Source organism: Rhizobium sp. BK399 (assembly GCF_014194695.1).
Lineage (GTDB): Bacteria > Pseudomonadota > Alphaproteobacteria > Rhizobiales > Rhizobiaceae > Rhizobium.
Genome location: NZ_JACIAH010000024.1, coordinates 1 through 13,892 on the forward strand (window position 1 = coordinate 1; position 13,892 = coordinate 13,892).

At 58.6% G+C, this 13,892-nt stretch carries 13 protein-coding genes and 2 pseudogenes; 3 read left to right on the plus strand and 12 right to left on the minus strand.

Translation table 11 applies throughout. The features are described 5' to 3' along the window. Positions 1–133 precede the first annotated feature (133 nt). On the minus strand, positions 134–745 hold the full coding sequence (locus FHT97_RS28125) for a hypothetical protein (protein WP_348649653.1): 612 nt from the start codon (positions 743–745) through the stop codon (positions 134–136). Here FHT97_RS28125 and FHT97_RS28130 point away from each other — a divergent pair. Next, positions 632–1,324 (plus strand): annotated as a pseudogene (locus tag FHT97_RS28130) (IS630 family transposase); the annotation flags it as partial. The gene FHT97_RS28125 and the pseudogene FHT97_RS28130 sit on opposite strands and share 114 nt — an antisense overlap. Before the next feature lie 166 nt (positions 1,325–1,490). Here FHT97_RS28130 and FHT97_RS31200 read toward each other — a convergent pair. The 5 genes and pseudogenes from FHT97_RS31200 to FHT97_RS28155 form a co-directional block, all read right to left on the minus strand. Continuing rightward, entirely contained in the window at positions 1,491–1,877 is a 387-nt protein-coding gene (locus tag FHT97_RS31200) for a hypothetical protein (protein WP_246712822.1), read from the minus strand. 471 nt (positions 1,878–2,348) lie between these two features. Beyond that, positions 2,349–2,612, minus strand: a complete 264-nt coding sequence (locus FHT97_RS28140) for a hypothetical protein (protein WP_183864854.1) — start codon at positions 2,610–2,612, stop codon at positions 2,349–2,351. Between the two features lie 4 nt (positions 2,613–2,616). After that, positions 2,617–3,429 carry a Ku protein gene (locus tag FHT97_RS28145; RefSeq protein WP_183864855.1) on the minus strand — a complete coding sequence of 271 codons (813 nt, stop codon included), beginning with the start codon at positions 3,427–3,429 and terminating at the stop codon, positions 2,617–2,619. 12 nt (positions 3,430–3,441) lie between these two features. Continuing rightward, positions 3,442–4,353 (minus strand): Ku protein, encoded by a 912-nt coding sequence (locus tag FHT97_RS28150; RefSeq protein WP_183864856.1) that lies wholly within the window; start codon positions 4,351–4,353, stop codon positions 3,442–3,444. A 616-nt stretch (positions 4,354–4,969) separates the two neighbouring features. Next, positions 4,970–5,164: pseudogene (locus tag FHT97_RS28155) on the minus strand (helix-turn-helix domain-containing protein); the annotation flags it as partial. Here FHT97_RS28155 and FHT97_RS28160 point away from each other — a divergent pair. Beyond that, entirely contained in the window at positions 5,090–5,317 is a 228-nt protein-coding gene (locus FHT97_RS28160; RefSeq protein WP_183864857.1) for a hypothetical protein, read from the plus strand. The pseudogene FHT97_RS28155 and the gene FHT97_RS28160 overlap by 75 nt on opposite strands. Before the next feature lie 57 nt (positions 5,318–5,374). Here FHT97_RS28160 and FHT97_RS28165 read toward each other — a convergent pair whose 3' ends face one another. The 6 genes from FHT97_RS28165 to FHT97_RS28190 form a co-directional block, all read right to left on the minus strand. Further along, positions 5,375–6,385, minus strand: a complete 1,011-nt coding sequence (locus FHT97_RS28165; protein WP_183864858.1) for an NADP-dependent oxidoreductase — start codon at positions 6,383–6,385, stop codon at positions 5,375–5,377. Between the two features lie 50 nt (positions 6,386–6,435). Next, positions 6,436–7,239, minus strand: a complete 804-nt coding sequence (locus tag FHT97_RS28170; RefSeq protein ID WP_183864859.1) for an SDR family oxidoreductase — start codon at positions 7,237–7,239, stop codon at positions 6,436–6,438. Positions 7,240–7,297: 58 nt separating this feature from the next. Beyond that, entirely contained in the window at positions 7,298–7,726 is a 429-nt protein-coding gene (locus tag FHT97_RS28175; RefSeq protein ID WP_183758231.1) for an organic hydroperoxide resistance protein, read from the minus strand. A gap of 206 nt (positions 7,727–7,932) precedes the next feature. Beyond that, a complete protein-coding gene (locus FHT97_RS28180) occupies positions 7,933–8,580 on the minus strand; it encodes an isochorismatase family cysteine hydrolase (protein WP_183758233.1) in 648 nt (215 codons plus the stop codon). 18 nt (positions 8,581–8,598) lie between these two features. Beyond that, the gene (locus FHT97_RS28185; protein ID WP_183864860.1) at positions 8,599–9,144 is read right to left on the minus strand and encodes a hypothetical protein; all 546 of its coding nucleotides are present in this window, start codon (positions 9,142–9,144) and stop codon (positions 8,599–8,601) included. A gap of 72 nt (positions 9,145–9,216) precedes the next feature. Continuing rightward, entirely contained in the window at positions 9,217–10,539 is a 1,323-nt protein-coding gene (locus tag FHT97_RS28190) for an epoxide hydrolase family protein (protein ID WP_183864861.1), read from the minus strand. A 245-nt stretch (positions 10,540–10,784) separates the two neighbouring features. On the opposite strand from FHT97_RS28190, the gene FHT97_RS28195 reads away from it, so the two are divergent. Then, the gene (locus FHT97_RS28195; RefSeq protein ID WP_183864862.1) at positions 10,785–13,619 is read left to right on the plus strand and encodes a winged helix-turn-helix domain-containing protein; all 2,835 of its coding nucleotides are present in this window, start codon (positions 10,785–10,787) and stop codon (positions 13,617–13,619) included. Positions 13,620–13,892 lie beyond the last annotated feature (273 nt).

The following is a 13,892-nucleotide window of genomic DNA, read 5'->3' on the forward strand; positions in this document are numbered from 1 at the left end:
TCTGTTCGTCTGTGAAACGGCTGCGCTTCATTCCCTGGTCCTCTCAATGGGCCAGAGCTTACTTCAAAATGGATTATTTCAACGGGGCAAGGTCAAAAGCTCCTCAGCTATTCAACGAAAAATACAGGTTGGACTAGATATCTCGCGGATGAAAGCCGTCCGCGACACGCTTGGGTAGCTTGGCGTCTCGTGGCAATACCAGCGGTATTCGCGTCGTTGACCGATCCCTCCTCTTGGCCTGCTGACGAACTTCGAACATCGTGCTGGGATCGAAGACCTTGAGTACGGTCATGAACGCCGACTTTTGGCCTTCCAGGATCAGAGCTTCAGCCCTGATCGCCTCAAGCCGCGCCTCCAATTCGGCCAGCTTGCCTTTCAATTCCTCGACGACCGACACCATACAAACCAACTCCGACAGAGTTGGAGGTAACAATTTTAACGAGAAATGGGCCGTCGTGACCTCTGCTCGCTTTGAGGCTGCGGCGGCTGGCCTTAGCCTAGTCACCCTGGAACCAAAATAAGCTTCATTTTGTTCGGCTTCTGTTAGAAGAGCAGGAGTTGATTGATGGTTGGCAGGCAAGCAGGCCTCGTCGTTCTGAGCGACGCGGATAGAAATTTCCTGTAATCTCAGGTGCGCCGGCATAAAGCGCCGCGCTCCTTGTCGGATCGATGCCGGATGGTCTTGTTGTGTGCGCAGGGTCTGCAAAGCAAAGACGTTGCCGAGCGTCTCGGGGTCCACGAGCATACGGTTGGCAAGTGGCGCCGCCGGTTCCTACAAGATGGTATTGAAGGGCTGACAGATGAATATCGTGCCGGTCGACCACGAACTGTCTCTGATGCCCAGGTTGCTCAGGTCGTCGAGCGTACATTGAACACCACTCCCAAGGATGCCACGCACTGGTCCATCCGTTCGATGGCAGCCTCCAGTGGACTTTCGCATACCACCATCCGTCGGATCTGGACAGCATTTGGCCTGCAGCCGCATCGCGCCGGGACATTCAAGCTTTCCTCTGATCTGCTCTTCGTCGATAAGGTGCAGGACATCGTCGGACTTTACATGTCGCCTCCGGACCGGGCGGTCGTGCTTTGCGTGGATGAGAAGTCACAAATCCAAGCCCTGGATCGCGAGCAGCCTGTGCTGCCTATGGCGCCGGGCGTCGCCGAACGGCGCACTCATACCTATGTCCGCAATGGCACGACCGCCCTGTTCGCGCTCGACGTCGCGACTGGCGCCGTGATCGGTCATTGCTACAAGCGTCACCGAGCGACCGAATTCCTCGACTTTTTGAAGCGGATTGACGCCGAAATGCCCAATGGGCCGGCTGATCTGTTCCCGGCGAGGGAGGCCATGACCTCTTTTGGATCCGCGTGAGTTCAATCAGCGCCCGTCTCCTGGGAAGACGAGCATTCTTTGTCCCCATCGCATAGGCCCGCGCATCACCGCGCTCGATAAGGGCTTTGGCAAGATCGCGCCTTTTGCGGACGATCGTTCAGCTTTTCGATGTCGATGTTATTGAAAACTTTGAGAAGCCCATACGCTCGGTAGCGATTCTGATAAATTCTACAAGACGGCTCTTTTCGGCCCGATGCCTAGAGCGCATTTCCGCCGCGGCATTCACGATTTCATCTCGTCTCGCTTTGGGAACGAGAACCTCCACCCCTACGATGTCTGATGCTCCTCCCGTCTCTCGGTACTTATTGATGCGATGATCCATCAAAGGCATGCCGGCAACTCCCACACACAGCAAATTATCCGGGATACGCATCAGGCTTCTGATGGTTGGCTTTATCTTGGTTGATTTCGCCAGCTCAAAAGCCATCGGTTCTGTTGGGCACCCCTTGCTTGTCGTGACGGTAATTCGCAGAAAGACGTTCATCCCCGCGACCAGCAAACAGGCTTCAGCGACATCAGGGGAAACAGTGGTTGGGGGAAGGCTCGAGAGGGGTCCGGAGCCTTCCCTAACGCCAATGCGCCTGTTTTCGGGAAACAAGCCTAACGAGTGTATCGTTAGATCGTTGCCATGGATACTGACACAATGTGAGTAGTCCATAGCCCCAGAAGGAGCCCTGCCTCAACAAGAGCAGACGGAGCAGCTAGGCGGCTAGTTCGAGGAATAACGGAGAAGTGCGCACCCGTTCTTCCGGCGCCAAACAAAACAAGTGGGTTCTGTTCCATGGTTATAAAATAGCCCTGCGTTAGGGCGGGCCAGAGATCCTGGCGATGCCACCCAAAGGGTTGCTCAAAACCCTTATGTATTCATCCTGAAGTTCGTGCTCATTGTTCCGTTGCGGTCTTTTAACACACTTGCCCATCTCCGGAGCCATCATCAGGGCATTCGAAGGTCGCCTCAATGAAAGATGTCGATAAACGGTTGGTCATGATCGAAATTTCCGTTGCTGGCGGCGTCGTATGAATTGATACTCCGGCCGCCGCCCCGCGTTCCGAAGGCCGTCAGCTGGACCAGGATCGCGCGAGCACGTTCTACTGCGGCCTTTTCATCGACGTTGGCGCAATCGCAAACAAGGACCGTCACTGCGTCGCCATCATGACTTCGAAACTCGATCCTCCAGCCGTTGTTCTCATGGGCAACCCTGGTGTCTGTCAGATGCATCCCATCACCCCGCTTTTCGGCCCTTGAGATCAGCTTCGACACTCTTCCGCAGAGCTTCCATGATGTTGACGACGTTCGATTTCAGTGCGGTTTCGGCCGTTTTTCCCTTTGCCGTCTTCCTCGGCTTCAGCGCTTTTTTCTTTGTCTCTATGAGCTTCAACAGGCTGGTCTGGATCGGGTCGCTGGCCATATCCGGCGACCAATGAGCCGACTTCTGTTTGATGAGCTTCTGAACGAGAGGGACAAGGTCAGGATCCGCTTTGGCGGCGATATCCTCGAAATAGCTTTCTTCCGGTCTTACTTCATCGCCGAACCGAAGCGACCAAAGCACAATGCCGTCCCCTCGGGGCTCGAGGATGACGGCGCGCTCGCGGCGGCCCATCACCAGTTTCGAGACACCCACGACCTTGTCGGCCTTCATGGCATCTCGGATGACGGCAAAGGCCTCGTTACCAACAGCGTCATCCGGCATCAGGTAGTGCGGCTTTTCCAGATAGACCCATTCGATGGTGTGGGCCGGAACGAATTTCTCGATATCGATGGTTTTCACGGTATCTAGCGCGACGCGATCGAGATCGTCGTCGGTGAGAATGACGTAGTCGTTCTCACCGCGGGCATAACCCTTGGCTTCGTTCTCATCTTTCACGGGCTTCCCGGTCACGGAGTCAACGTACTGGGAGACCACCCGGTTTCCCGTATCCTTGTTCAGCGTATGAAAGCGGACCTTCTCGCTCTCGCTCGTGGCCGGGGTCATTGCCACCGGGCAGGTGACCAGTGACAGCTTGAGGTAGCCTTTCCAATAATGACGCGGTGCCATGCCTCGATCTCCTTAACCAGTCTTGCGAAGCGCAGAAGCACCGGAAGTGGCAGTTTTTGGAGCCGACTCGCGTGTCGCGCGCTGTCGACCCGGACCTCGATTGGCGTTGGCTGCGGAGCGTTTCGGCTTGTCGGCGGCGGCAGCCTTCATCATTCCTGCGCTTTCCCGGAGGGCGGCCAGCAGGTCGTTCGGCTTCGACACCTCCACCTTCTTCGGTTTCGGGAGCGACCGGCCTTCCATCTTGGCTTTCACGAGATCGGCGAGGGCAGCCTCATAGCGATCGTCGAAAGTCGCCGGGTCGAATTCGCCCTTCTTCGTCGCGATTATGTGCTTGGCAAGATCGAGCATCTCGCCCTCAATCTTCAACCTGGGTATTTCCTCGAATGCTTTCTTGCTGGAGCGGACTTCATAGTCGTAATTGAGGGTAGTGGCGATCAGACCCTTGCCGTGTGGGCGTATAAGAACGGTCCGCATCCGACGGAAGAGGACAGCTCTGGCGATTGCTGCGACCTCAGAGTTTTTCATGGCATCGCGCAGGGCGACAAAGGCGTCCCCGCCCAACTTGTCGGGCGCGAGATAGTAGGGCTTGTCGAAATAAACATCGTCCACGTCGGAGCAGGGGATGAAACAGCCGACCTCCAGGGTCTTGTTGCTCTCGGGGATCGTGGCAGCCACCTCCTCGGGATCGATGATGAGGTATTGGCCGTTTTCGATCTCGAACCCCTTGGTCTGCTTCTCCTTTGGCACCGGGTCTTCCGTCTCGCTGTCGATGAAGATTCGGTTGACCCGGTTCCCGGATACCTTGTTGATCGTGTTGAAACTTATGCGCTCTGACGTGCTGGCCGCCGTGTAAAGCGCAACGCCGCAGCTCACTTCGCCAAATTTGAGGAAGCCCTTCCACTGGGCACGATGACCCGCTGCCATACGCTCTACTCCGAATCTCTCGACAGCGACTCAAAGCCCGTCCAAGGGATTCGTTCCGATTGGAAACGAATCATTTTCAATGTGTTATGGAGATCTCTTCAAATTTTGATTCCAGGGGCCGCGTGCGATTTGACCGAACTCGTATGTGCTATCAGCCGGAGATGCGGCCGGGGGGCACGCCTGCACCCTCCACCGCTCCCTCCGAGGTCCGCCGCCTGCGCTCAATAAGGCGTCGGTGACCATAGGCGCAAATCTACGCAAGGGGAATCCGCAACAGGAGATCTGCCGTCACGTCTTGTCGGATTGTAAGTGATCCACAGGGCGGCCACTCGGTCGGAATTCCGGGATAGGAGCGTAGATTTACAGTGTGGATAACCTGTGGGCAGGCGGTGGACGATGTGTGAAAACGTGGGCTGGCGAGATGGGTCGTTCGTGATGGGGATCTTGCGGAGCATATGCGAATCCGCTGAAATGCGTTTTGTCGGACCACGGCCTCCGCCGCAACGCTGCCGTTTACGACCTAAGGGCGCTCCGACTTGAGTTCGAGTAGCGCCCTTTTCTTTCGCTTATTCATCTGTTTCAAGGGGCATTGGCTACCCAGGGCGAATGTCTGTTCCTAATCCCGCGCGCCTTCTGCAAGGGTAAGCAACCTCTGAGGATCTCGGACCGTCATCTTTTGGCCTCCGCCTTCAACGATCCCCTTCGATCCCCACGCGCTCAGGATTCGGGAGACCGTATGGAGCGTCGTGCCGGTCGTTTCGGCAATATCCTGTCGCGAGATGGGAAAGTCGATGTGAATTCCCGGCCGCTGTCGGATCGCCCGCCGATGAACTGGGCGCCGGTAACTGTCATCATCTTCCTTTTGAAACTGCGGCGGGCACGTCTCGGCACGAGGCCAGACGGACGTTCCTCTCGCCTTGAAGGTCTGCGGCCAATACGGAGCGACCAGTACGACCTGTCTTAAGGGGAGAGCGACAAAAAGTATTACTTTTGTCGCTGTCGTGAACGCGATATCGGGCCCTTATGAGACGCGTACCAAAAGCTTGCCGAAATTGCTGCCCTTGAGCATTCCGATGAAGGCCTCAGGAGCGTTGTCGAGGCCGTCAACCACATCCTCGCGGTACTTTATTTCACCCACGGCGACGAGCGGACCAAGCTCCTGTTGAAACGCTTCATAGTGCGTGGGGACGAACTCGGTGTTGATGAAGCCCCTCAACAGGAGACTACGTCGCAGGATCGCCGACATCGTCGCAGGAAGTCGGTCCTGCTCGCCAACAACAGATCCATTGTACTGGGCGATCAACCCGCAGACGGGCACCCGGGCATAGAGGTTCAGCAGCGGAAATACAGCATCCCAGACGTGGCCGCCGACGTTTTCGAAGTAGACGTCTATGCCATTGGAGCAGTTTGCTGCCAGCTCCGAGGCGAAATCCGGCGAGCGGTGGTCGACCACGGCGTCGAAGCCGAGTTCGGTCTTGACGTAGTCGCATTTATCGCGGCCACCTGCGATACCGACGGCTCGCGCCCCGACACGCATGGCAAGTTGGCCGACAAGCGAGCCCACCGGACCGGAAGCGGCGGCAACCACAACGGTCTCGCCCGATTTGGGCTGGCCGATCACCTTCATCCCGCCATACGCGGTGAAGCCTGGCATACCTAGAACACCAAGCGCTGTGGAGGCCGGTGCTCCGTAGGTGTTTACCCGTTTGACGCGTCTCGCATCGATGACTGCATGGGTACGCCAGCCTGTCATCGCCCGGACAATGTCGCCCTCCCTGAACTCCGCGCTCCTAGACTGCATGACTTCGCAAACGGTCTCGCCTTCCATGACGCCGCCGACGGGCACCGGCTCGGCGTAGGATTTGGCGTCGCTCATGCGACCACGCATATAGGGGTCCAGCGAGAGGTAGAGCACGCGAAGGGAGACCTGGCCGTCGAGCGGTGCTCCAACGTCGATCTCCTCGGTCCGGAAGTTTTCTGGTCCGGGTGTGCCAGTGGGCCGGCTGGCCAAGACGATAGCTGTCGATTTCATGGAGTTGTCCTTTCGATGCAACGTGGCCATGCCGGCCCTTACGAAGTCGCTTATGCTCGAGCTGCGGTGAGGTAGCGCTGTGCGGGTTTGTTCAAGGAAATCTTGGGGATCAGATTCCGCCGCGCGGTGTCGTAGGCGTCCCACTCGGAAACATCCGGCAAGGACGGCAACGTGATCAATTCACCGAGATCGAGGCCGGCAAGGGCCGCATCGACGGCGTCTTCGGCGTGCATGACCGCTCGTTCCGGCAGATGGTCGAGTGATCCTCCGGATGCCTTCCAGAACGCGGTAGCGATTGCCCCCGGAAGCACCGCCTGGAAGCGAAGTCCACTCCCTGAAAGCTCCTTATCCAGGGATTGCGTCAATGCGACCACGAATGCTTTCGACGCTCCGTAAACACCGTTGAACATGCCAGGAGCCAACGCGAGAGCGGACGCGAGATTTATGACTGTGCCGCGCTTGCGTTCGACGAAAGCCGGGACGGCCGCATAGACCAAACGGGTCAAGGCCACGATGTTGATCTCGATCATTCGCTCCATGTCGTCGACGTTCGCTTTCAAAAGCGGTTCGACAGAACCTACGCCCGCATTGTTGACGAGCATGGTGATCGAGGAGTTGTCCTTCAAGACAGCCTCGACACGACGGAGGTCCTCGGGGCTACCCAGGTCGGCCTGAACGGTCGCGACCGATCGACCCGTTGCGTCGACGATTGTCCCGGCGACGGTGGCCAGGGCTTCCTTTCCCCTGGCCACCAGGATGAGGTCGAAGCCTCGCCGAGCGAGCCTGTCGGCGTAGATCGCCCCGAGGCCGGAGGAAGCGCCAGTAATCAGCGCTGTACCGTTTGCGGAAGTCATTGCACGCACTCCTTGCTGGTTCGGCCGCTCGGCCGAGATGTTTCTGTTTGAGTTGCGTTCAAACGAGCTTGATCGTGACGGCGATGTTTCCGCGCGTAGCCCTGGAATAAGGGCAAATCTGATGAGCCTCTTCGATCAGTGATTGGGCGACGTCACGCTCCACGCCGGGGATGCCAACATGCAGGCGAGCGGTCAGCGAATACCCGTCGGTGTCGGACAGATTGAGATCGACTTCTGCGTCAATCGTCACATCGCCACCGAGCGTGATGCGCTTCTTCTGCACGATGAGCCCGATGGCGCTCTCGAAGCAGGCCGACCAGCCTGCCGCGAAGAGCTGTTCCGGGTTGGTCCCTATACGCGCCGTCCCCGGTACCCCCAACCGGACATCGAGACGCCCGTCGGAACTCCGCGCGACGCCATGTTCGCGTCCGCCGGTAACGTGGGTCTTTGCAGTGTAGAGAACTTTGGAATTCGCTTTCTGGTCCATGATGCACTCCTGTTTGCTTTCGTTGCGTATGAGGGGCGAGGTTGGCTTTATTGATCCGGCGTCAGCGACGTCGATGATCGTTTTGGCGAATGCGGATGGCGCTTCCTGAGGCAGGTTATGACCGATGCCTCCACTCCTTCGTCGCGGGGTCGCCGGCCCTTTGGGAGATGGCAGAGGGCGGACGTGCCGCCCTCTGGCGCGTTTGACTATGCGGCCGGTGCCACAGTCGCCATGGCAGCGAAGGCTTTGAGGATTTCCTCCGTCGTCACGATGGCGCTGGCGTAGTTCGGCATGTTGATTTCCAGGGCCGCGTGCATCATTTCGTCGGAGTAGTCGGCGACAGCGTCCTTCACGACGGTGACGTCGTATCCGAGTTCGGCCGCGAAACGGACGGTCGCTTCGATGCAGGTGTGGGCGATGAGCCCGATGACGATCAGCCTGTGGATGCCCCGCCTTTTGAGCTGGTTGTCGAGGTCGGTGTTGGCGAAGCCGCTGGAGCACCAATGCTCTGAAGCCACAACCTCGCCCTTGGCGGGCACGAACTCCGCCCTGAACTCACCGCCCCAGGTCCCGTATTCGAACGACCGCCGGTTCCATGCCATTTTCTGGATGGGGGCAATGTACTTCCAGTTTTCGTAGTCGCCTTCGCGGTACCTGTGGTGCATCGCGAAGAACACCGGGACTTTCACCTGCCGGGCCGCCTTGAGGATTTGCTCCATGTGCGGGACGCAGTTGTTGGCTTCGGCGACATCCTTGATGCGTGGCCAGATTTTGCCGCCCTCGGAGATGAAGTCGTTGTACGGATCAACCACCAGGAGACCAGTGATGCCGTGTTCGTAGGAGAGTTCGGACATTGTTTCCTCCGCTCGCCCTCAGGCGGCCTTCGACGCTTGCTGGCTGCGAAGCGCGTGGCGTTCGATGCTGGCTGCGAACAGCGGCGTCTCGCCCTTGTTGTGGGCGATCGACATCGGCTGGCGCTGTGTGCGGAAGATTTCGAAAGGGATGCCCTGCCGATCGAGGGATGCGAGCATTTCCTGGGTCGCAAAGGACTGCACCCGGTTGGTGAATTCGCAGCGATCCTTGTCGATTGCCTTGACGCTTAGTTCCCAGGTCACGTGAATGGTTACCCGGCCCGTCGGCGTGAACACATCTGAGTCGGAATCAAGGATCAGATGATCCTTTTCGCCGAGCGTTTCGACGTAGTGCTGTACCATCAGGCTGCCGCCGATCGTTTCGACGTTGATCGACATGCGCGTTCCGTCCGGCGCGGTCGTGAAGCCGGCAGCGATATGGGCGGGCGAGCAGCCCTGGTATTCCTTCTCGGGCAGCGTGAAGCACCAGGTTGGAATATCGATCTTCTCGATCGGCGCGTTGATGATCGCGGTGAAGCTGGAATCGACGATCTGGTTGTCTGACATTGTCTTTCTCCTTCATGCATGGGGGTTGGAATGCTGAATTGACTGCGGCGCGGGGGAACGCCGCAGATCTGGTCAGATCGATTTGCGGAGCGGCTTGAAGGCGGCGCGCAGATCGGCCGTGAGAAGCATCGGCTGCTCCCAGGCTGCGAAGTGGCCACCCTTGGGAGGCCGGTTGTAGAAGATGAGCTTCGGGTAGGCCTTCTCGGCCCAGCTCTGGGGGGCCTGGTAAATTTCGTCAGGGAAGGCACTGACCGCCACCGGAAGCTTGATGCCGCGCGGGTCGAAGAAGCCACCAGACGGGAAGTGCGCGTTGTCCCAGTAGAGACGGGCGGAAGAGATCGCCGTGTTGGTCAGCCAGTAGAGCGTGACGTTGTCGAGAACATCGTCCTTGGTCAGCCCTTCTGTTTTACCGTCGAAAACGCGAGCGATCATGTCATAGCTGCGGATGTCATGGTCGAGCATCCATGAGGCAAGCCCGATCGGTGAGTCGACGATGCCGTAAAGCGTCTGCGGCCGGTTATTCATCTCGATGGCGTAGCCAAGACCATTCTTGTAGAAATCGTCGAGCTGATCCCATGCACGTTTTTCATCAGGCGAAAGGCCGGTGGGCTGGCTGCCGGCGGATAGTGCCTTGGATATGTCGGCGGGAACGGTTGCCGCCATGTTGGTATGGATGCCGAGCAATCCCGGAGGTTCCTGCACAGCCATCAGTTCGGTAACCGCATTGCCCCAGTCGCCGCCCTGCGCGACGTACTTTGCGTAGCCGAGGCGTTGCATCAGCACCGCCCAGGCCTTGGCGATACGTGGTGGATTCCATCCGGGCTCCGTCGGCTTGCCGGAGAAGCCGTAGCCGGGAAGCGATGGGATGACGACATGGAAGGCGTCTTCGGCACTGCCGCCGTGCGCGGTCGGATCGGTCAGGGGCTCGATGATTTTGAGCTGTTCGATGATGGAACCGGGCCATCCATGGGTAACAAGGATCGGCAGGGCGTTCGTGTGCTTGGATTTCACATGGATGAAGTGAATCTCCAACCCGTCGATCTTCGTGGTGAATTGCGGGTAGGAGTTCAGTTTCGTTTCGATTTTGCGCCAGTCGTAGTGCTTGGCCCAGTGGTCGGCGAGCTTCTTGATGGTAGCGAGCTGGACGCCCTGCGAGTGATCCTTGACCGTCTCAGCATCCGGCCAACGCGTGGCGAGGACGCGGCGATGAAGGTCCTTCAGCGTCTCGTCGGAGAAATGTACGTGGAATGGCGTGATTGTGTCGCCGCTTTGAGAGGCCGCGAGCAAATGAGAAGGTAGAAGAGCACCGGTGCTAGCAACTGCGACGCCGAGCGAAGCGGCAGCGAGGAACTTGCGGCGATCCTGATCGACTTCTTCGATAACCTTCGTATGCATGGTCGTCTCCTGTGTGTCCGTTTCGGCTGCACCTTTGTGCTGTCCAAAACCTACGGCAGGAGGCGGGGAAACGCCCGTTATGCGTTATTAGATGTTGTTAGGCCCGAACTCGCAGCGTGCTAACAGTTAGCTGTGTTCGCCGCATACGGTGTCTCGTAGTTTTCTATACCTTCGCGTAGTGGCGGAGCGCGACCCGGTGGACTAATGTCCGCCGGGCGTTGGAGCGTCGGCTTGAGGGATTGGTCATGGCGGCCGCAGTCGGGGATAGCACAGGAGTCCGCTTTGGGCCGTTCAAACTGGCGGTAAACGAGCGGATGCTGACCAGGGAGGGAATCCCGGTGGAACTGGGTGGACGCGCCCTCGAGATTCTCATAGCGCTGGCGACGTCTCCGAACGAAGTCCTCAGCAAGAAGGAGCTGATGGACAGGGTCTGGCCGGATGCCATCGTTGAGGAGGGAAGTCTTCGGTTCCATATGGCCGGCCTGCGCAAGGCGCTTGGAGACGGCCAGGATGGAGCGCGCTACATCGCCACGCTTGCCGGGAGAGGCTACTGTTTTGTCGCTCCCACCGAACGGGCGCTCCCCGACGAAAACGACACCTCCACGCCCAAAGAGTCGTTTCCTCATGCCAACCTTCCTCAGCGGCTCGGCCGCATGGTGGGCCGTGATGTCGACGTCATCAAACTAGGCGCGCAACTGGTGGGCTCACGGCTCGTCACGATTGTTGGCCCGGGAGGTGTCGGAAAAACGACGGTTGCAATTGCCGCTGCGCATCAGGCGGCGGACGCTTTCGCCGGACATGTGCTGTTCGTAGATTTGGGCGTTATTTCCGATCCGAAACTCGCGGCGACGACAATTGCCGCAATGCTCGGACTTCCGGTCCAAGCCGAAGACGCGACACCCGATGTCATCAGGTTTCTCAGAGAAAAACGCCTTCTTCTGATCCTCGATACCTGTGAGCACCTCGTGGAGACGATCGCCACCATTGTGTCGTCCATCCTCGACGCAGCGCCGCACGTTCACATTGTCGCGACGAGTCGGGAAGCATTGCGGATCGACAATGAACGCATCTATCGGCTGGATACGCTGGCTTGTCCGCCCGAAGCCACCGCAGCCATCGCGGAGTATCCGGCGGTCCAGCTATTCGTCGAACGTGCGATAGCGGGCGGTGCCCAACTGAATGGAAACGAGGCGGAAGCGGCGATCGTAGCCGATATTTGCCGGAAGCTTGACGGGGTAGCGCTGGCCATCGAACTGGCCGCCAGACGCGTCGAGACATATGGTCTTGAGCAGACGGCCGCCTTACTCGATCAAAGGCTGACGCACCTTTGGCAGGGATTGCGCACGGCACCGCCTCGCCATCAAACGCTGCAGGCGACGCTCGACTGGAGCTACGGACTTTTGTCCAAACCCGAGCGGGCGGTTCTGCGCAGGCTCGCAGTATTCGTAGGCAATTTCCCGCTCGATGCCGCCCTGGACGTGGTAGCGGACGAAACTCTCGAGCGCGCCTCCGTTTTTGCCGCCATCGACAGTCTGGTGGAAAAGTCGATGGTGGCCGCCCGTCCGATCGGCGCGATGATGCGTTATCGCCTTCTCGATACCACACGCGCCTATGTGATCGAACTCAGCGAGGAAGACGAGCGGGAGGAACTGGCGAGGCGGCATGCCGCCTACTGCCGCCTGTGGTTCGATCAGAACGGCAACGAATGGACATCGCTCTTGACCCCGATGGAGCGCGCGCCACACTTCAACGCTGTCAACAACGTCCGCAGTGCCTTGGAATGGTGCTTCGGAGGAAAAGGCGATGTATCGTTAGGGGTTGGCCTGGTTGCTTCGGTCGCTCCAGTCTTTCGTGCCATGGGCCTGCTTCCCGAATGCCAGCGTTGGACCGAGCGCGCCCTACAGTCGTTGGACGACACGACGCGCGGCAGCGTCGAGGAAATGCAGCTTCAGGCGACGTTCGGCGTCTCGGTTATGTTCATGAGAGGCCACAACGAAGTATCGTCTTCGGCGCTGAAGAGAAGTCTGGAGATCGCCCAAGCGCGAGGCGACCTGTTGAATGCCGCTCGGCTGCACGGCCCGATCTACTTCTTCCACTTGCGGAGCGGGGAGTTCCGCCGGTGTCTGGAATACGCCGAACGTTGCTCCGCAATTGCGAGCCAGTTCGACGATCCGGCAGCAACCATGCTTTCCAAGGCGCTACTCGGTCTCTCCTATTGTCTGGTTGGACGCCTTGAGGAGGCCCACGCGACCTTGGCACCGATTGTCGGACCAGGTTTGCCGGCAGCCAGCAAACAGATGCACTATGGTTTCGATCATTATACGTGGGCGAGGATTGGATGGTCTACGAACCTCTGGCTCCAGGGCAATGTCGATCAGGCGCGCGCGGTGATCCGACAATGCTTCAAGGATGCGGAGACAATGCGTCATCCCGTCTCGTTCGCTATCTCCCTAAGTTCGATCGCCACACTCCTCTGGATCGGTGATCTCGATGTCGCCGAAGAGCATTTGATACCTTTCATCGCCCGTGCGAAGACGCAGGCTTTCGGCCCTTATCTCTCCATAGGACACGCCTATCAGGCTGAGATTGCGATCCGCCGCGGCGACGCCGAGGCTGGGGTCGCGGCGCTACAAGAGCAGCTCGAAATTCTCCATACACAACGCTTCGAACTCTTCACGGTACGGTTCCAATTCGTCATCATTACGGGGTTGGTGGCTCTGGGACGATTTGCTGATGCCTGGTCGCTTTCGAAGGAAAGCGAACAACTGATCGAAGAGAAGGGCTATTACTCCTACCTACCGGAGCTTTTGCGGCTCAGGGGGCAAATCGTTTTCAGGGCACCCGAGTTGAGCAACATGGATACGGAGACCTACCTCGCGAAGTCGTTGGAACTAAGCCGTAGCCAAGGCGCTGGAGCCTGGGAGTTGAGGGCGGCAACTGACATGGCCACGATTTGGCAACAGCAGGGTCGCGCCGCGGAGGCTGAGGGCCTGCTCAGACCAATCTACGAACGTATGAAAGGGGGCAGGGAAGCTCCAGCCCACCGCGCGGCCGCGGCGTTGATCCAAGACCGCTTCTGATCACCTACTCCTTGCACGGAACCGTCGGTGCGACAGCGGTAGCATGGAACGTCAGATAAAGATTAAGGGACTGGTCAGCCTCAGAAGCCAGCGAGTGTTGTCGCCACTGACGACATTGCGACAGCAACTCTTCACCGCACCATCGACGGCGAAGTCAACATCCGGACGTGAAGACTGCTATCGGCACTGTCATTGAGTTTCAGTACTCTGCGATCCGATGGTGTTGGTGGTCGACGGCATGCCTCTCAAACGATACTTGTCGTCGTTCCGTCA